This is a genomic window from Novosphingobium sp. 9U, from assembly GCF_902506425.1.
Taxonomy (GTDB): Bacteria; Pseudomonadota; Alphaproteobacteria; order Sphingomonadales; family Sphingomonadaceae; genus Novosphingobium.
In genome coordinates, this window is the sequence record NZ_LR732469.1 from 2,757,005 (window position 1) to 2,773,836 (window position 16,832).

Here is a 16,832-nt window from a genome sequence, read left to right on the forward strand (position 1 = left end):
CAAGGGCTTTCACGCTAGAACGGCGGCTTGGGGTACGTGAGCGCCGGCTGCTCTGCGCCTGGCGTGCCGGCGACTGTGCGATCGTAGATGGCGGCTGCAAAGGCGCTGCGCCCGACGGTCTCGGTGGTGAGCTGCAGCAGCAGCAGTACGACCAGACCAAACCACCAGGCCGGATGCACGCGGCCATAGCGCCGTTTGTCACGCACGATGCCCGCGACGGGGAACGCGATCATGCCGATGAACACCGCGGTGACCATGCCGTACATCAGCAGCGGCGCCGGCAGCAGCCGGCCGAACGCCGGTCCCATGATCGCCGCCATGCCGCACACGATCAGCCGCGGGTGCCACTCACGGTCGCGCCGCTTGACGACCGCGCCGATCAGCAAGGCGGCGAACACGACGACGCTGACCGGGTTCATGATCAGGAACTGCGCAGGCAGGAAGAAGAACGGCACGCCGCCCATCTGCACCGTCCAGATCGTCGTCAACGTGCCGACCACCACCATCGCGAGCGCCCAGCCAAGCGCCACCCAACCGAGCTTGCGATGCAGCGCCAGTGAGTTGGTGCCGGCAAGAGAAACCTGCAGCGAAAACAGCAGCACCCAGCCCATGAACAGGACAGCGTGGATGTGGACGTAAACAGGCGCGCGGAAGCTCGAGATGCCCATCGCTGCAAAGAATGAAAACGCGGCGATGTTCAGCACCGCCATGATCAATGCGATAATGACGTAAAAGCGTGTGTCGCCGGCAAGTGCCGGACGCTGCAAGGCCACGGTCGCCATACTCAGTGCCCTCCCCGATCTGAGCCATTGTCGAGGAGGGTAACAATACATCAGCCGGCGGAGGCTGGATAGGGCTGGTTTTGGATGGCGCTGCTATTTGGGAGGTGCTTCACCTTCAAAGTGTGCGTTCACCGTCACATCGCCGAAGCCCGCCACTTGCAGCGGTATCGCCAGGTTCTGTCGGATCGCGTCCTTTGCGGCGGAGCGCGCGAGGTTCATCAGCACCGGATTGCTGGCCTGCTGCGTCGCCTGCTGCTCGGCGAGACGGGTGTTGCTGCGGCTGAGCGAGTCCTGCGCCTCGCGGCTGATCCACACGCCCTCGCGCAAGTACTGGGCACGCGCCTCGTCCAGGTTGGGCGTGCCGACGGTGAGCGGCGGCAGCAACACGTCGAGCGTGTGTGTGCTGGTGTTCCACGCGAGGCGGTTGCGGTCCATCCGCGAGAGGTCCAGGGCATAGTCGACCCGTGCCGGGATGACGGCCACCTGGCGCGACTTGACGAGGCCCATCAGGCGGCTGTCCTCTGCCGCGACCACGGGCGCCAGTTGTGCGGTGAACACGGTCAGGCGGTTCTGCTTTTCGAACGCGACGATGGTTGTGCCGATCGGATCGCCCCCGCCCTTGGGCCAGAAGGCGCGGTAGCCGAGCCAGGCGGCGAGCGCGAGCATGAGGATGAAGAGCAGCCACGGCAGGGCCTGGGTGCGGGCCAGCGCGCGATTTAATTCGGGTGCGGGCGGCGGGGTCTCGGGGCTGATCATGCGCGAGAAACGCCAGGGTCGCGCTTCGTGTTCCGTGCTGCGGCCGAGGTTGGCTGGCGGGCTTCGACAAGCTCAGCGCTAGCGGTGTTATGGGAGGATCCGGCTAACTTCCTAACGGCTTACACATGCACCGCTAGGGCTGAGCTTGTCGAAGCCCGCTAGCTGCCCTCTCGCCCCTACCTACAACAAATGCCCGGTACGATCCCGCTTGGTGTCCAAATACCGCGCATTGTGCGGGTTGGACGGCAACTGGTGCGGCACGCGCTCAACCACGGTCACGCCGACCTCCTCCAGAGCCGCGACCTTGGCTGGGTTGTTGGTCATCAACCGGATGGCATGGACACCCAGCAGTTCCAGCATCCTCGCCGCCACCGGGAAGTCGCGCGCCTCCGTCGGCAGACCGAGGCGGTTGTTGGCATCGACAGTGTCGAACCCTTGGTCCTGCAACCGATACGCACGCAGCTTGTTGACGAGGCCAATGCCGCGGCCCTCCTGCCGCAGATAGAGCAACACGCCCCAACCCCCTTGCGCCGCCTCGTCCGCCATGGCCCGCAGCGCGGCATCGAGTTGCGGGCCGCAGTCGCACTTGAGCGAGCCCAGGATGTCGCCCGTGAGGCATTCCGAATGAAGCCGCACCAGCGGCGCGCGATCCCCGTCCTGCTCGCCGATCACCAGCGCCACATGCTCGCGCATGTCGTCCCGCGAGCGGAAGGCGACGATCTCCGCCTGCTCGGTTGCGGCGATCGGCAGGTGCGCGCGCGAGGCGATCGCCAGGCGCCCGGTGTCCTTCCAGGCGGCGAGGTCGGTCGCAGCAACGGACTGAGCCTCCTCCTCGGCCGCCGCGGAATCGACTAGGAAGGCTGGAAGGATGCCCGCTAGCCGTGCCAGCTCCATCGCCGCCCGCGCGGCATCGAGGTCCACGATGTGGTCGGCCGCAAACGGCCCCTTCATCGGGAACACGAGATCGAGCGCGGGATCGGCGATAGCGCGCGCGGCGGCAAGGTCGAAGGGCTCGGCGGCGCGGATCAGCACCGGTGCTTCGGGCACCGCCGCCTCACGCTGGTTGGCGAGCTTCAAGGTGACTGCACGCGCGGCCGAGATCAGCATGCGCCCGGCGTGCGCACCGGGCGCAAAGCCCGTTTCGGCGGGCAGCAGGGTGAAAGCCTCATCCACCCGGATCGCCCAGCCGTGGCGCAGCGCATCGATCGCCAGCGCCACGCGGCGGGATGGCGAGCTCTGGCTCAGAGATCGAACTCGGTGATCAAGGGCACGTGGTCGCTCGGCTGCTCCCAGCGGCGCGTCTCCTCGACGAAGCAGTGCGTGCGGGCTTGCGGCGCCAGCTCGGGGCTCGCCCACATATGATCGAGCCGCCGCCCCTGGTCCTTTTCGCGCCAGTAGCTGCGGTACGACCACCAGGAGTAGTTGCGCTCAGGCGCAGGGATGAACTGCCGTCCCAGATCAACCCAGCCGTGCGCATCGCGGAAGGTGCCTAGCGTCTCGACCTCGATCGGGGTGTGGCTGACGACTTTCAGCAGTGCCTTGTGGTCGTAGACGTCGCAGTCGAGTGGGGCGACATTGAAGTCCCCTACGATTAGCGTCGGCCGGTCGATCGCATCGGCCCAGCGCGTCATGCGACCGAGAAAATCCAGCTTCTGCCCGAACTTGGCGTTGACCTCACGGTCGGGCACGTCGCCGCCTGCGGGAATGTAGACGTTCTCGACGATCAGGCCCGATTCCAGCAGCTCGACGCCGATGTGGCGGGCTTCGCCGTTGTCCTGCCAATCGTGCTTGGAGAAGTCGCGGAATGGCAGGCGGCTGATGGTCGCCACGCCGTGGTAGCCCTTCTGCCCGTGGATCGCGCGATGGGTGTAGCCAAGCCGCTCGAACATCTCGTGCGGAAACAGGTGCTCGGCAACCTTGATCTCCTGCAGGCACAACACGTCGGGGGCCTGTTCGGTGAGGAAGCGTTCGACCTGATCGATGCGCAGGCGGACCGAATTGATGTTCCAGGTGGCGATGCTGACCATGCGGGCGCTTTAGGGATGTGGGTCTAGAATTGCCAGAGTGTCGGAAGTCACGATGTCCCCTCTCCCCTTCCTCGTCATTCCCGCGAAAGCGTGAATCCATCTCCGGTGGTCGGGAGCCGCGACTGTCCGGGCGCATGCGGCGATGCAGCGTCCCGGCGCGCCATCAGATTAACCGCAAGCTCTGAAGATGGATTCCCGCTTTCGCGGGAATGACGAAGGGGGTGGAGCAAAGAGCAGAAGACAAAAGAAAACCCTCGAGCCGGGGGCAGAGGCTCGAGGGTTCCTTTGAGCGTTCGTCACGCTTGTCAGCCAGCTATTGGGAGGACAGGCAACAGGGGGGAAACCCGCCTCGAGCCTTGCTGACACCCCCTATGTAGGAGGTATCGCCTTGCTGCCAAGTGAACGACTTCGGCTGTTTTGTCGCAGTTTGTCGCACCTAAGGCGCTGCTGCCGACGAACCGTTGTTCCTTAACGACGAGTGTTCGGACGCGGATCCCGCCAGCGGAATGCCGAGTCAGGAACGGCGACGCCATACTGCTGATTGCTGAGCTGAACGGTCGTGCGCTTGTTCTGGGAATCGAGCGAAACCCAGTAGCTCAGTTCCAGTCCGCCCGGGGCGGAGGCCTTGCGCGTGAAGATCAGCGTGATGATGCCGTACTCGGGGTGCTTCCGGTCCCGCACCTCGACGCTGATCACATTGGGATTGCCGGTCGGCTTGAGAGTGCCGAACTTGCCGACGTCGCGGCTGGGATCGAGCAGTGCGCCCAGCGGGCTGTTGCCGATCGGCCAGCGCTGGACCTGCTTCACTTCGTAGTCGACCAAAGTCAGCGCCTTGCCATCGCCGACGATGAGCAGCGGCACGCCCTGCTGGTACTGGAAGCGGATACGCCCCGGACGCTTGATCGTCAGCACGCCACTGACGCTCTGCCCGGAGCGATCGGTCTGGATGAAGTTGGCGCGCAGCGTGGAGATTGCGCGCAAGGCTTCGACGACTTGGCCAAGCGGGTTCGCAGCTTGCGCGGCGGCCGGCACAGGGACGGTCAGGGCAGGAACGCAAAGCGCGGCCAAAGCGGCCGCGCTCGCGTATGTACGAAGGGTTTTCAAAGACTGGTTCATAGGCTCCCTATGCGGGTCTCAGCCTTGAACCGGCCCTGAATCGCCGGAAGCTGAGCCCTTACTTGATCTTGGCTTCCTTGAACTCGACGTGCTTGCGCACGACGGGATCGTACTTCTTGAAGCTCATTTTCTCGGTCGTGTTCCGCGGATTCTTCTTCGTGACGTAGAAGAAGCCGGTGTCGGCGGTCGAGACCAGACGGATCTTGACGGTTGCGGGCTTCGCCATGGCGCTTGTCCTGTTCCTTTAGAGCCGCGCCGTGGCGGCCGCTGTACGCTGTTTCGAAATAAATGAGGGCGGCAACAACGCACCGCCCCGCAAGGCTGCGGCCCATGGCGGATGAGCGTGGGTGAGTCAAGGGGTGGGGTTGTTGCAGGAGGTTCGCTGTCGGGCTTCGACAAGCTCAGCCCAGGCGGTGTTGGACTATATTCCTGCATGCCCGAGGTTCGCCCAAGAAGCGTTGGAGCTGAGCTTGTCGAAGCCCGACAGCCGCCCTCGCGGCCTATGCTTCTTGATGCGAAGCGATCGGCTTCAACACCCCGAACTCCTCACGCGCCGGCTCATGGCCGAGCGGCTTGAAGTCCAGCGCCGGCGCCTCGCACTGCGTGTCCGGCAAACGGTCGAGCAGGTTGCGGATCAGGGTCAGCCGCCCGCGCCGCTGGTCGTTGAAGTCGACGAGGGTCCACGGCGCATGCGGCGTGTGCGTTGCGGCCAGCATCGCCTCGCGGGCCTCGGTATAGGCGGTGTACTTGTCGCGTGCGGCAAGATCGACCGGTGAGAGCTTCCAGCGCTTGAGCGGATCTTCGAGCCGCTCGGCCAGGCGCTGCTCCTGTTCCTCCTGATCGCACGTCAGCCAGTACTTGAAGAGCAGGATGCCGTCATCGACCAGCATCTTCTCGAAGGCGGGCGCGTGCTCCAGGAATGCGCCGACCTGCTCGGGCGCGGCGTACCCCATCACGCGCTCCACACCGGCGCGATTGTACCAGCTGCGGTCGAACAGAACGATCTCGCCGCGCGCGGGCAAGTGCGGCACGTAGCGCTGGAAGTACCACTGCCCCTGCTCACGCTCGCTGGGCGCGGAGAGCGCGACAATGCGGCATTGGCGCGGATTGAGCACATGACTGATGGCGCCGATCGCGCCACCCTTCCCCGCCGTGTCGCGCCCTTCGAACAGCACCACGATCCGTGCGCCGGTGACCGCGGCCCAGCGCGCCATGCCGACAAGCTCAAGCTCTAGCGGCTCGAGGGCGGCCTCGTATGCCTTGCGCTTCAATCCGCCCATCAGCGCGACAGCAGAAACACGGCGAGCGCGCCCGCGACGATGCGGTACCAGGCGAACGGCCCGAAGCCCGACTTGCTGACGAAGGCCATGAACGCCTTGATCACGACGAGCGCGACCACGAACGACACGAAGAAGCCGATGCCGATCTCGCTCCAGCCCACCGGCCCGGTGCCTGCGGCGAGGGCATGACGATTGTCGAGCAATTCCAGCGTGGTCGCGCCGACCATCGTCGGGACGGCGAGGAAGAAGCTGAACTCCGCCGCCGTGCGCCGCTCGACGCCCATGGCGAGCGCGCCCATAATCGTTGCGCCCGATCGGCTGACGCCCGGAACCATGGCCAGGCACTGCGCGATGCCGACACCCAAGCACTTGGAGACGGGCAGCTCGGCAACACCCGTCAGCGGACCGGGCTTGGCGACTTTCTCCACCGCCAGAATCGCGATGCCGCCGACGATCAGCGCGTATCCCACCACGATGGGCGCTCCGAGCAGCATGTCGATGTAATCCTTCAGCAGCAGGCCCAGCATTGCCGACGGCAGGAACGCCAGCAGCACGTTGCGCACGAACTTCACGCTCGTGGGGTTGAGCACCAGCAGCCCCGAGCCGACGGCCCAGAAGGTGCGCCAGAACTGCACGACCACCGCGAGGATCGCGCCCAACTGGATGACGATGTTGAACACTTTCCAGGTGTCCGCATCGTACCCGAACAGCGCCGAGGCCAGGATCAGGTGCCCGGTCGAGGAGACCGGCAGGAATTCGGTGAGGCCCTCGACGATGCCGAGGAGGATGGCGGTGAGCGTCAGTGTCATCGCCGCAGAGACATGACGCGCCGCCAAGACATGTCAATTGCACTCATGCGGCGGCGCACAATAAAGCTGGCGAAACCGCGGCGTTGTAGTCGGCGCGAGGCCCGCTGCAATCAGGCAGGCAGCGCCCGCGCCATGACAGGATACTCGATCAAGGCATTGAGGATCTTGCGATAATGGCGCGCCAGCTCAAGATGGAGCGTCCGCTTCTCCGGCCGGCGATGGCCAGCCGCGATCAGGTAGCAACGATCGATGCGCCTCAAGAGAAACTCACGAGTCATCTGCAATCGCATGTTCGTCTCCCGTTACAGGCTTGTTCAACTCTTCAGGTAGAGTTTGTTCCACGTTTTTAGAGAACATGCAAAGGCAAGTGAGGCGAGCGGTCGAATCCTTGCGCTGAGCTGAACAAGACTAGCGTATGGCACAGGCCAAGCGGACGCAAGCAATCACCGAGATGATGCGGGCGAACCCTCCGGCGATGGCGAGATCTGCGCGACTATGTCGTGCAGCCAGGACTCTCAGCCGGCAGCCTACCCCGCCAGCAGCACCGCCGGAGCTTCCAGCAACCGCTTGAGCGCCTGGGCGAAACTTGCCGCATCCCAGCCGTCGACCACCCGGTGATCGCAGCTCATCGAGATGTTCATCAGCTTGCGCTTCTCGACTCGCTCCTGGCCGTCGGCGCCGGTGACGAACATCGGTCGCTCGACGATCCGATTTGGCCCGATGATCGCTACCTCCGGACGATTGATCACCGGCGTGGTCGCAACTCCGCCCAGTAGCCCCAGCGAGGTCAGCGTGATGGTGGATCCTGACAGCTCCGAGGACTTCGCGCTGCCGTCGCGCGCAGCTTGCGCGAGTCGACCGATCTCGTGAGCAAGCTGCCACAAGTTGCGATCCTGCGCGTCGCGGATCACAGGCACCATCAGCCCTCCTGGGGTCTGCGCCGCCATGCCGAGGTGCACCGCGCCGTAGCGGCTCACGACACCCGCCTCGTCGTCGTAGTGCGCGTTGAGCATCGGGAACTCGGGGATCAGCCGGCAGATCGCGGTGATCAGGAAAGGTAGCATCGTCAGCTTCGGACGCCCGTCATTATTGGCGCCGCGCGCGGCGTTCAGCTGCGTGCGCGCCTCTTCCAAGGCTGTGACATCGTACTCCTCGACGTAGGAGAAATGCGGGATGTTGCGCTTGGACGCGGCCATGTTCTCGGCGATCCGGCGCCTCAGGCCGATAACGCGCACTTGCTCGTCCAGACCCTTGCGCCCGGCCGGCTGGAACCCGCCCGCCGCGTTGTAGGCGAGGAACTGATCGAGATCGGCATGGCGCACGCGGCCGTCCTCGGCCGGGCGCACTTCGCCAAGGTCGATGCCGAGATCCTGCGCGCGCTTGCGCACGGCCGGGCTAGCGAGGACTTTGGCTGATGCTTGTGCAGGTGCACTTGCTTCCGTTCGGGTCGAGCTTGTCGAGACACGGGGCTCAGGCGCTGCGCGTGGTGTCTCCACTTCGCTCGACACGAACGGAGGTGGTGAGCTGGGCTGCGAGGGCGCCGGATCTGCAGCGATGGCACGATCGGCATCACTCGCGTCAGAGTTCTCGGCCTCGATCCGCTCTGTGACCACCTTAGCCTTCGGCGCCGGAGCCGAAGCAGGCGCCGCCTCCTCCCCCTCGCCCTCGGTTTCGATCACCACCAGCGGAGAGCCGATCGCGATCACGTCGCCTGCAGCACCGGCGACGTCGATCACCTTGCCCGAAACCGGGCTTTCCATCTCGACGGTGGCCTTGTCGGTCATCATGTCGGCGATGCGGTCGTCTTCCTCGACCATGTCGCCGATCTTTACGTGCCAGGCGACGATCTCGGCCTCGGCAATGCCCTCACCGATGTCGGGCAGACGGAACGTGTACTTGCCCATCAGATCAGTCCTTCAACAGCCGATCGACCGCTTCGCCGATGCGAACGGGACCGGGAAAATACGCCCACTCGAGGCTATGCGGATAAGGTGTGTCAAACCCGGTGACGCGCTCGACGGGCGCTTCGAGGTTATAGAAGCAGCGTTCCTGGACCAACGCCGAGAGTTCGGCACCAAAGCCGGAAGTGCGGGTCGCCTCGTGTATCACCAGGCATCTGCCGGTCTTTTCCACAGAGGCTTGCACAGTTTCGATGTCGAGCGGGACCAGCGTGCGCAGGTCAATGATCTCGGCATCCACGCCCTTCTCGGCCAGGACTGCCTCGGCCACGTGGATCATCGTGCCGTAGCTGAGGACCGTCAGCGCCGAGCCTTCGCGTACCACCCGCGCCTTGCCGAGCGGAATGGAATAGTACCCCTCGCGCACCTTTCCGCCGGGATGGTTCTTCCAGGTCTTGGAGGGGTTGTCGTAATAGCCGTCGAACGGGCCGTTGTAGATGCGCTTGGGCTCGAAGAAGATCACCGGATCGTTATCCTCGATCGCAGCGATCAGCAGCCCCTTGGCATCGTGCGGGGTGGACGGGATCACCGTCTTGAGGCCCGCGACGTGCGTGAACAGCGCCTCCGGGCTCTGGCTATGCGTCTGCCCGCCGAAGATGCCACCACCGAAGGGCGATCGGACGGTTAGCGATGCCGTGAACTCGCCCGCCGAGCGATAGCGCATGCGCGCCGCCTCGGAGATCAGCTGGTCAAGTCCAGGGTAGATGTAGTCGGCGAACTGAATCTCGGGCACCGGGCGCAAGCCATAGGCAGCCATGCCGACCGCCGCGCCGACGATGCCGCATTCGTTGATCGGCGAATCGAACACGCGCGACTTGCCGTACTTCTTCTGCAAGCCAGCGGTGGCGCGGAACACGCCACCGAAATAGCCCACGTCCTCGCCCAAAATCACGACGTCGGGATCGCGCGCCATGGTGATGTCGAGCGCTTCGTTGATCGCCTCGATCATGTTCAGCGCGCGCGCGCCCGAAGCCGCCTGGGGGGTGTCCTGCAGGCCGACGGGTTCCTCCTCGTTCATGAGCGTGGCTCCGGCATTTCGGGCGTCCAATCGGGAAACTTGGTCCGGCGTTCGCGGATGGCCTGGTCGGCCTGCTCCTCCAGATGCCAGGGCAGTTCCTCGAACACGTCCTCGAACATGGTGTGGAAGGGGTGATGCATGCCGTGGCCGAGGATACCGTTCTTCTCGGCTTGCTTCGTCGCGGCCTTGACCTCTTCGGCGACCTCGCGGTCCATGGCCGCGTGCTGCTCCTCGGACCATTCGCCCATGCCGATCAGGTGACGCATCAGGCGAGTGATCGGATCGCCTAGCGGCCACTCTTCACGCTCCTGCACCGAGCGGTAAGCGCTGGGATCGTCGGAGGTAGAGTGCCCTTCGGCGCGGTAGGTGAAATGCTCGATGAGCGTCGGCCCGCCATTGGCGCGCGCCCGATCGGCCGCCCACTGCATCGCTGCGTAGACCGCCAGGATATCGTTACCGTCCACTCGCAGCCCAGCGATGCCATAGCCCTCGGCGCGCGCCGCGAACGTCGCGCGCTCGGCCCCGGCAAACCCGGAGAAGCTGGAAATTGCCCACTGATTATTGACGATGTTGAGCACCACCGGCGCATTGTAGACCGCGGCAAAGGTCATCGCCGCGTGGAAGTCCCCTTCGGCGCTCGATCCCTCGCCGACAAAGGCGGTGGCGATGCGGGTATCGCCCTTGATCGCACTCGCCATCGCCCAACCGACCGCCTGCGGGTATTGCGTGGCCAGATTGCCCGAGATGGTGAAGAAGCCGTAGTCGCGCGCCGAGTACATCACCGGCAGCTGGCGGCCCTTCAGCTTGTCCGCGCGGTTCGAGTAGATCTGGTTGACCATCTCCACCAGCGGATAGTCGCGCGCGATCAGGATGCCCTGCTGGCGATAGCTGGGAAACACCATGTCCTCACGGTCGAGCGCAAAAGCCGTGGCGATGGAGATCGCCTCCTCGCCGGTGGACTTCATGTAGAAGCTGGTCTTGCCCTGGCGCTGGCTGCGATAGAGCCGATCGTCGAACGCACGGGTCAGTGCCATGGCGCGCAACATGCGGCGCAGCGTCTCTGCATCGAGCTTGGGATCCCAGGGCCCGGCTGCGCGGTACTCGTCGTCGAGCACCCGGATGAGGTCCTCGCAGAGCGGCTTGGTCTGCGAGGCCGGGCAGGTCTCGTCGGGGCGCGGTTGAGCGCCGGCCGGCGGCACGGAAATGTGCGAGTAGTCGACCTGATCGCCGGGACGAAAGCGAGGCTCGGGAACGTGCAGCTCCAGCGGCGGCAGATTGCCGCGGGGTCGCCCAGGCGCAGAGCCGCTATCGGCCATCGTCGTCTCCCTAATCCCGGAGCCTCACAATCGGCGGTGAAGCTTTATTCCAATTGGGCGTCATTTTATTTCACAGCCGCGCAATGTCAATCAGACCGCGACAGGTGCCGCGATATGCGCCTGCGGCGTGTAGCCGCTCACTTCCAGATCCTCGATCCGGTAGCCGAATATCGAGGCGGGCTGGCGCGCGAACCGCAGAGTCGCGGTGCCCTCGGGCGTGCGGGCAAGCTGCTCTTCGACGAGCGCGGCATGGTTGAGGTACAAGTGCACATCGGCTCCTGTCCAAACGACTTCGCCGGGCTCAAGGTTGCATTGCTGCGCCAGCATGCGGGTGAGCAGCGCCAGCGACCACATGTTGAACGCAAAGCCCAGGCCCAAGTCGCAACTGCGCTGAAACAGCATGCCGGAGAGGCGCCCATTGGCGACATGGAACTGGTAGGTCTTGTGGCAGGGCGGCAGCGCCATGGCGTCGAGCTCCGCGACGTTCCACCCCTCGATGATGTGCCGGCGACTGCCCGGATTGCGCTGCAGGCTCTCGACCACTTGCGCGACCTGGTTGATGCCGGGGCCGCGGCTGAACAGCCCCTCGCCTGCCGGCTCGTACGTCGGCCAGTCGACCCATTGCTTGCCATAGACCGGCCCGAGGTCGCCCCATTGCGCCGCGAAATCCGCATCCTCGACGATCCGGCGCGAGAAGGCAGCGCGGCCGATTGCGTCGCCGGTCTCGCGCCGGTAGCGATCGAGCGGCCAGTCGGTCCAGATCTCCACCCCTTGCGCACAGAGCGAGCGGATGTTGGTAGCGCCGGTCAGGAACCACAGCAACTCGCGGCTGGCGGTTTTCCAATAGACCCGCTTGGTGGTGAGCAGCGGCATCGCGTCATCGGCCAGATCGAAGCGGATCGTCTCGCCGAACAGGGAGCGTGTGCCGACGCCGGTGCGGTCGACCCGCTCGTCGCCCTCCTCCCAGATGCGACGCATGAGGTCGAGGTACTGCCACTCCCAGTGGCGCGAGCGGTCGGCAGGCGAGGTCATGCACCATGGTTAGGCTCGCATGATCGCACTGCCAACCCGGCCAGATCGCTCCAGTGTTCGGGTCTGCAGATAATACCACCCAAGCCGCTTGCCCTGCCCGGATTCGCTCTCTATAGGCGCGCTCCTGCCTCGGGCCGATGCAAGTCGGCACGATCGGTCGGGGAGTAGCTCAGCCTGGTAGAGCACTGTCTTCGGGAGGCAGGGGCCGGAGGTTCGAATCCTCTCTCCCCGACCATTTCACGTCATAGCTATCGCGGTCTATCGGGCGTAGCGTTCGCCCGCGGCCAGAGCGGACTTCGCCATGCTGCGGTCGTACGACCACGAGCAGCTCCCTCGCGTGCACTCAGCATCTGCGGTGGTTAACCCGCCCATAAGCATTTCCTTGTACCCCTCCGTCCGGGGCGGAGGGATGTCGCGGATGAGCTTGTCGGATTCGCTGTTACGCAGAGTCGATCAATTGCAGGGCAAGGCGCACTACTTCGTCGCCTCCATTGCGCTGATGGGTACGCTGCTCGTCGGATCCTCGCTGATCGCATGGCAGTCGAGCGAAGAGCAGCAACGCCTCGCGATCGCCTACACGCAGACCTTGCGCGTGCTGCGCGCCGCCAACGAGGTGAAGATCGCCACGCTCGACACCGTGCGCGGTGAACGGGGCTTTCTTCTTACCGGCGAGCCAAGCGAACTGGAGCCCTATGTCGCGGGCCGCCGGCAGCTGGCGCAGAGCCTGGACGAACTTGATCGCTACACCACCGGCCGGGACGAGCAGGACGCGATCAATACGCTTCGTCACGAAGCCGGCGCGTTCCTGATGAGCGTGGACGAGATCGTCCGCATCGCCAAGGACGGTCGCATCGAGGAGGCACGCGATGCCGTGGGCCATAGCGGCGTGCGCGGCGGCATCGAGGCTATCGACCGGATCGCCGAGAACATCCTACAGAACGAGCGCAGCCGCCTCTACGACTTACGGTCGCATGTCGAGCGCGTCACCCGCACGCTGCTGCGTTTCTTCTATCTCATGTCGTTCGCCGGCCTCTGCCTGCTGGTGCTGGCCGTTCTCTCGGCCGTCGCACTACGCCGATCGTTCGCGCGTGAGCGCAGCTACCAGGACGAACTGCGCAAGCGCGCGGAGACTGACGATCTGACCGGCGTCGCCAACCGGCGCGAGATCCTGGCCTACCTCGACAAGCGCATCGCCGAGGCTCGGCGGTTGGGCACTCCGCTCTCCTTCGCCATGTTCGACATCGACAACTTCAAGCGGGTCAACGACACCTACGGCCACGCGGTGGGCGATGAGGCGATCCGCCATGTCGTCGGCCATGCTCAGGGCGCCACCCGCATCAACGACCGGATCGGCCGCATGGGCGGCGAGGAGTTCGGCGTGGTGCTGCCCAAGTCCTCCGAGGACAATGCCTACGTGGTGTGTGAGCGCATGCTCGGCCGACTGCGGGCCAATCCGTTTGCAGCGGGCGAAGGCTTGCACCTGATGGTCACGATCAGCACGGGCATCGCCAGCCTGACCGACGAGGACGATGCCGCCAGCTTGATCGAGCGTGCGGACAAGGCGCTGTACGAAGCCAAACGCTGCGGCCGCGACCAGGTGAAGACGGCGGCTTGAGGTAGAGCAAAGCACCTGATCCGATCGTCGAGCGAGTAGAATTCGCCGCTAGCCACCTCGGAGCAGCTGCACGCCCCAGTCCCGCTCGAACAAGTAGAGCAGCAGCCGCGCCGCCTCCCCACGTTCGCCGGCAAGGCCACCATCGCGCTCGATCAGCAGCCGGGCGTCGTCGTGCGCGATGGGCAGCAGCTTCTGGATCTGCTCCAGCGAAGCGACGCGGAACGGCGTATCCCCTGACTGGCGCGTTCCCAGCAGCTCGCCACCGCCGCGCAGCTCCAGGTCCTCCTCGGCCAGGCGAAATCCGTCCTGCGTCTCGCGCATCAAGGCGAGCCGCTTGGCGCCGGTCTCGGACAACTCCGCCCCGCGCAGCAGCAGGCACACCGATTTTGCCTGCCCGCGCCCGACACGTCCGCGCAACTGGTGCAACTGGGCGAGCCCAAAGCGCTCGGCCTGCTCGATCACCATCAGTGTCGCATTGGGCACGTCGACCCCGACTTCGATCACGGTGGTCGCGACCAGCAGCTTGGCGCCTCCTCTAGAGAACCGCTCCATCGCGGCGTCCTTCTGCTCGGGCCGCAGCTGGCCGTGAACCAGCACGACCTCGTCGCCGAACCGCGCCTTGAGCCCGGCATAGCGAGCCTCGGCGGCGGCGATGTCGTCACCCTCGCTCTCGCGCACCATCGGGCAGACCCAGTACGCCTGGCCGCCGCCCTCCAAGTGCCGCGCCAGGGCGCCGACGACATCGTCCATGCGCTCGGCCGAGACCACGCGGGTGTCGATCGCCTGGCGTCCGGGCGGCAGTTCGTCGAGGCGGGAGACGTCCATCTCGCCATACTGCGCCAGCGTCAGCGTGCGCGGGATCGGCGTCGCCGTCATCGCCAAGAAGTGCGGCGTACGGCGCCCCTTCTTGGCGAGCAGCAGCCGCTGGGAGACGCCGAAGCGGTGCTGCTCATCGATCACGGCGAGCGCCAGGTTCTTGTAGGCGACCGCCTCCTGGAAAATCGCGTGGGTGCCGACCAGGATGTCGATTGAGCCATCGAGCAGACCCATCAGGATCGACTCGCGCGCCCGGCCCTTGTCGCGCCCGGTCAGCAGCGCGATCTCCACGCCGGTGCCTTGTGCCATGCGCATCAGCGTTTCGTGGTGCTGGCGCGCCAGGATCTCGGTGGGCGCCAGCATCGCCGCTTGCGCGCCCGATTCGACCGCGATCAGCATCGCCGAAAGCGCAACCACCGTCTTGCCCGAGCCGACATCCCCCTGCAGCAGCCGCAGCATCGGCGCGGCTTGAGCCAGGTCTCCCTCGATCTCGCCGATCGAGCGCACTTGCGCGCCGGTCAGCGCGAATGGCAGCTTGAGCTTGGCACGCAAGGCGCCGTCGCCGATCAGCGGCGTGCCCTTTTGCGAGCGATTGCTCGCGCGCACGAGCATCAGCGCCAGCGCGTTCGCGAGCAGTTCGTCATAAGCGAGGCGATCGCGCGCGAGCGGGTCCATGCGGCGGTGCGCCGTCTCCAGCGCCTCGCGCCATTGCGGCCAGCCCATCCGCTCGACAAGGCCCGGCTCGCACCATTCGGGTAGCTCAGGAACCGCCTTGAGCGCTTGCTGCACCAACCCCGTGATGCGCCCCAGCGTCATGCCTTCTGACAGGCCATAGACCGGCTCGCGCACTTGCCCCGCGAGCCCGGACGCGCTTTCCGACACATGGTCGGGATGGACGATCTGCAGCATCTGCCCGTATTGATCGAGCCGCCCGGCGACCCAGCGCTTCTCGCCCACCGGCAGCGCCTTTTTGCCCGAGTAGGACGCGCGGCCGAAGTAGCTGATGGCGCAGACATTGCCTTGCGCGTCCTCCGCCAGCACCCGGAACGGCCCGCGCCCGGAGGAGGAGCGATGCTCGCGCACCGTCAGCGCGACGATGATGTTCTCGCCAACGGTTGCCTCGTCGAGATCGGCGACGGCGTGGCGTTCCACGAAGCGCTCGGGCAGGTGGTAGGCGAGGTCGCGCACACGCGTCAGGCTAAGCTTCTCCAACGGGCGCATCAGCTTGGGGCCGACACCATCGAGCGCTTGGACTTCGACAAACAGGGGATTGAGCGCTTCGGGCCGCATGGCGCCTCTTAGCGCGCGAACAGAGCGTTTCGCCAGAGCGCAAGGGAACGACCCGGGCCGCGGCTCCTTGTTGACATGCATCAAGAGAGACAAAGGAGGCTCCATGCTCTTGCCACACGGAACATCGATCGCCGTCGCCGACGGCACCAAATTCGAGTTCTTCCGCAACACCGGCACCGAAGCGGAGCCTAAGCTGACCGCGCAAGACACCCCAGAGCTGGAATTGACCAACTTCAGCGCTGGCGCACATCGTTCCGATACCAGCGAAAGCTTCTCCGCACGCACGGGCAACGGCGCCAACGATCAACTGGACGAAAGCGCGCATGCGATCGCGGTAGCCGACTGGCTCAACCATCAGGTGCTCCAGCACAAGATCGAGAAGCTCGTCATCATCGCCGATCCCAAGTCGCTGGGCGAGATGCGCAAGCGCTACCACAAGCAGCTCGAAGGCCTGCTGATCAAGGAGCTGGCCAAGACGATGACCGGCCGCCCGGTGGCGGAGATCGTCAACGCGCTGAAGGGGTGATGTCGACGTCGTCCCGGGTTGACCCGGGACGACGCTGGCCCGCTTTCCCGCTCGCCACCTCAGACCACCTTGCCCCTACTCGCTCGCTCCCCTACCTCGCGCCGCATGACCGAACTCTCCCCCCGCCTCGCCCGCATGCGGTTTCGCGCCTGGCACCGCGGCACGCGTGAGGCCGACTACATGATCGGCTGCTACTTCGACCGCTTCCACGGCGAGTGGAGCGGCGACGACGTGCAATGGTTCGAGGACCTGATCGAGGAAGACGACGTCGAGATCATGGCCTGGGCGCTGAAGACCGAGCCGGTGCCGGAGCGCTTTGCCGGCGCGCTGATGGAACGCATGCAAGTGCTGGACTACGTCGACATCCCGAGGTGATCACATCGTCGACCCGGGCTCGACCCGGGTCCGGTTTCGCCATGTTGCGATCTCCCGGGGGTACGCCTCCAAGATTAAGACATGGCGGAACCGGACCCGGGTCAAGCCCGGGTCGA

At 65.3% G+C, this 16,832-nt stretch carries 17 protein-coding genes and 1 tRNA gene; 4 read left to right on the forward strand and 14 right to left on the reverse strand.

Features of this window, described 5'->3' with window-relative positions:
- Window positions 1-14 precede the first annotated feature (14 nt).
- The 13 genes from GV044_RS12850 to thyA all read right to left on the reverse strand — a co-directional run bounded on the left by GV044_RS12850 (window position 15) and on the right by thyA (window position 12,094).
- Complete coding sequence (locus tag GV044_RS12850; protein ID WP_236554909.1) at window positions 15-782, reverse strand: hypothetical protein; 768 nt, start codon at window positions 780-782, stop codon at window positions 15-17.
- A gap of 93 nt (window positions 783-875) precedes the next feature.
- A complete protein-coding gene (locus GV044_RS12855) occupies window positions 876-1,538 on the reverse strand; it encodes a DUF4230 domain-containing protein (RefSeq protein WP_159870404.1) in 663 nt (220 codons plus the stop codon).
- A 180-nt stretch (window positions 1,539-1,718) separates the two neighbouring features.
- Window positions 1,719-2,756 carry a GTP cyclohydrolase II gene (gene ribA, locus GV044_RS12860; RefSeq protein ID WP_236554910.1) on the reverse strand — a complete coding sequence of 346 codons (1,038 nt, stop codon included), beginning with the start codon at window positions 2,754-2,756 and terminating at the stop codon, window positions 1,719-1,721.
- A 23-nt stretch (window positions 2,757-2,779) separates the two neighbouring features.
- Window positions 2,780-3,565: an exodeoxyribonuclease III gene (locus GV044_RS12865; protein ID WP_159870407.1), complete on the reverse strand. Its 786-nt coding sequence runs from the start codon at window positions 3,563-3,565 to the stop codon at window positions 2,780-2,782.
- A gap of 468 nt (window positions 3,566-4,033) precedes the next feature.
- Window positions 4,034-4,681 carry an outer membrane lipoprotein carrier protein LolA gene (locus GV044_RS12870; protein ID WP_159870410.1) on the reverse strand — a complete coding sequence of 216 codons (648 nt, stop codon included), beginning with the start codon at window positions 4,679-4,681 and terminating at the stop codon, window positions 4,034-4,036.
- A 58-nt stretch (window positions 4,682-4,739) separates the two neighbouring features.
- Window positions 4,740-4,907 carry a 50S ribosomal protein L33 gene (rpmG, locus tag GV044_RS12875; protein ID WP_058736926.1) on the reverse strand — a complete coding sequence of 56 codons (168 nt, stop codon included), beginning with the start codon at window positions 4,905-4,907 and terminating at the stop codon, window positions 4,740-4,742.
- A 274-nt stretch (window positions 4,908-5,181) separates the two neighbouring features.
- Window positions 5,182-5,961: a polyphosphate kinase 2 gene (gene ppk2 / locus GV044_RS12880; RefSeq protein ID WP_159870413.1), complete on the reverse strand. Its 780-nt coding sequence runs from the start codon at window positions 5,959-5,961 to the stop codon at window positions 5,182-5,184.
- Window positions 5,961-6,770: an undecaprenyl-diphosphate phosphatase gene (locus tag GV044_RS12885; RefSeq protein WP_159870416.1), complete on the reverse strand. Its 810-nt coding sequence runs from the start codon at window positions 6,768-6,770 to the stop codon at window positions 5,961-5,963. Before GV044_RS12885 ends, ppk2 begins: the two co-directional genes overlap by 1 nt.
- 110 nt (window positions 6,771-6,880) lie before the next feature.
- A complete protein-coding gene (locus GV044_RS12890; protein WP_236554911.1) occupies window positions 6,881-7,060 on the reverse strand; it encodes a hypothetical protein in 180 nt (59 codons plus the stop codon).
- A 237-nt stretch (window positions 7,061-7,297) separates the two neighbouring features.
- Complete coding sequence (locus GV044_RS12895; protein ID WP_159870422.1) at window positions 7,298-8,674, reverse strand: dihydrolipoamide acetyltransferase family protein; 1,377 nt, start codon at window positions 8,672-8,674, stop codon at window positions 7,298-7,300.
- A gap of 4 nt (window positions 8,675-8,678) precedes the next feature.
- Entirely contained in the window at window positions 8,679-9,683 is a 1,005-nt protein-coding gene (locus GV044_RS12900; protein WP_159871497.1) for an alpha-ketoacid dehydrogenase subunit beta, read from the reverse strand.
- 59 nt (window positions 9,684-9,742) lie between these two features.
- Window positions 9,743-11,062 carry a 3-methyl-2-oxobutanoate dehydrogenase (2-methylpropanoyl-transferring) subunit alpha gene (locus GV044_RS12905; protein ID WP_159870425.1) on the reverse strand — a complete coding sequence of 440 codons (1,320 nt, stop codon included), beginning with the start codon at window positions 11,060-11,062 and terminating at the stop codon, window positions 9,743-9,745.
- Between the two features lie 90 nt (window positions 11,063-11,152).
- Window positions 11,153-12,094 carry a thymidylate synthase gene (thyA, locus tag GV044_RS12910; RefSeq protein ID WP_159870428.1) on the reverse strand — a complete coding sequence of 314 codons (942 nt, stop codon included), beginning with the start codon at window positions 12,092-12,094 and terminating at the stop codon, window positions 11,153-11,155.
- Between the two features lie 158 nt (window positions 12,095-12,252).
- Between thyA and GV044_RS12915 the strand changes: the two genes are divergently transcribed.
- A tRNA-Pro gene (locus tag GV044_RS12915) sits at window positions 12,253-12,329 on the forward strand.
- A gap of 183 nt (window positions 12,330-12,512) precedes the next feature.
- Window positions 12,513-13,709 carry a diguanylate cyclase gene (locus GV044_RS12920; RefSeq protein WP_159870431.1) on the forward strand — a complete coding sequence of 399 codons (1,197 nt, stop codon included), beginning with the start codon at window positions 12,513-12,515 and terminating at the stop codon, window positions 13,707-13,709.
- A gap of 48 nt (window positions 13,710-13,757) precedes the next feature.
- Here GV044_RS12920 and recG read toward each other — a convergent pair whose 3' ends face one another.
- A complete protein-coding gene (gene recG, locus GV044_RS12925) occupies window positions 13,758-15,815 on the reverse strand; it encodes an ATP-dependent DNA helicase RecG (protein ID WP_159870434.1) in 2,058 nt (685 codons plus the stop codon).
- 103 nt (window positions 15,816-15,918) lie between these two features.
- On the opposite strand from recG, the gene GV044_RS12930 reads away from it, so the two are divergent.
- The gene (locus tag GV044_RS12930) at window positions 15,919-16,341 is read left to right on the forward strand and encodes a host attachment protein (RefSeq protein WP_159870437.1); all 423 of its coding nucleotides are present in this window, start codon (window positions 15,919-15,921) and stop codon (window positions 16,339-16,341) included.
- A 105-nt stretch (window positions 16,342-16,446) separates the two neighbouring features.
- The gene (locus GV044_RS12935; protein WP_159870440.1) at window positions 16,447-16,716 is read left to right on the forward strand and encodes a succinate dehydrogenase assembly factor 2; all 270 of its coding nucleotides are present in this window, start codon (window positions 16,447-16,449) and stop codon (window positions 16,714-16,716) included.
- Window positions 16,717-16,832 lie beyond the last annotated feature (116 nt).

Coding starts and splice junctions, on each gene's coding strand:
- GV044_RS12850 (WP_236554909.1), bottom strand. CDS start 782: ATGGCGACCGTGGCCTTGCAGCGTCCGGCACTTGCCGGCGACACACGC.
- GV044_RS12855 (WP_159870404.1), bottom strand. CDS start 1,538: ATGATCAGCCCCGAGACCCCGCCGCCCGCACCCGAATTAAATCGCGCG.
- GV044_RS12865 (WP_159870407.1), bottom strand. CDS start 3,565: ATGGTCAGCATCGCCACCTGGAACATCAATTCGGTCCGCCTGCGCATC.
- GV044_RS12870 (WP_159870410.1), bottom strand. CDS start 4,681: ATGAACCAGTCTTTGAAAACCCTTCGTACATACGCGAGCGCGGCCGCT.
- rpmG (WP_058736926.1), bottom strand. CDS start 4,907: ATGGCGAAGCCCGCAACCGTCAAGATCCGTCTGGTCTCGACCGCCGAC.
- ppk2 (WP_159870413.1), bottom strand. CDS start 5,961: ATGGGCGGATTGAAGCGCAAGGCATACGAGGCCGCCCTCGAGCCGCTA.
- GV044_RS12885 (WP_159870416.1), bottom strand. CDS start 6,770: ATGACACTGACGCTCACCGCCATCCTCCTCGGCATCGTCGAGGGCCTC.
- GV044_RS12890 (WP_236554911.1), bottom strand. CDS start 7,060: ATGCGATTGCAGATGACTCGTGAGTTTCTCTTGAGGCGCATCGATCGT.
- GV044_RS12895 (WP_159870422.1), bottom strand. CDS start 8,674: ATGGGCAAGTACACGTTCCGTCTGCCCGACATCGGTGAGGGCATTGCC.
- GV044_RS12905 (WP_159870425.1), bottom strand. CDS start 11,062: ATGGCCGATAGCGGCTCTGCGCCTGGGCGACCCCGCGGCAATCTGCCG.
- thyA (WP_159870428.1), bottom strand. CDS start 12,094: ATGACCTCGCCTGCCGACCGCTCGCGCCACTGGGAGTGGCAGTACCTC.
- GV044_RS12920 (WP_159870431.1), top strand. CDS start 12,513: ATGAGCTTGTCGGATTCGCTGTTACGCAGAGTCGATCAATTGCAGGGC.
- recG (WP_159870434.1), bottom strand. CDS start 15,815: ATGCGGCCCGAAGCGCTCAATCCCCTGTTTGTCGAAGTCCAAGCGCTC.
- GV044_RS12930 (WP_159870437.1), top strand. CDS start 15,919: ATGCTCTTGCCACACGGAACATCGATCGCCGTCGCCGACGGCACCAAA.
- GV044_RS12935 (WP_159870440.1), top strand. CDS start 16,447: ATGACCGAACTCTCCCCCCGCCTCGCCCGCATGCGGTTTCGCGCCTGG.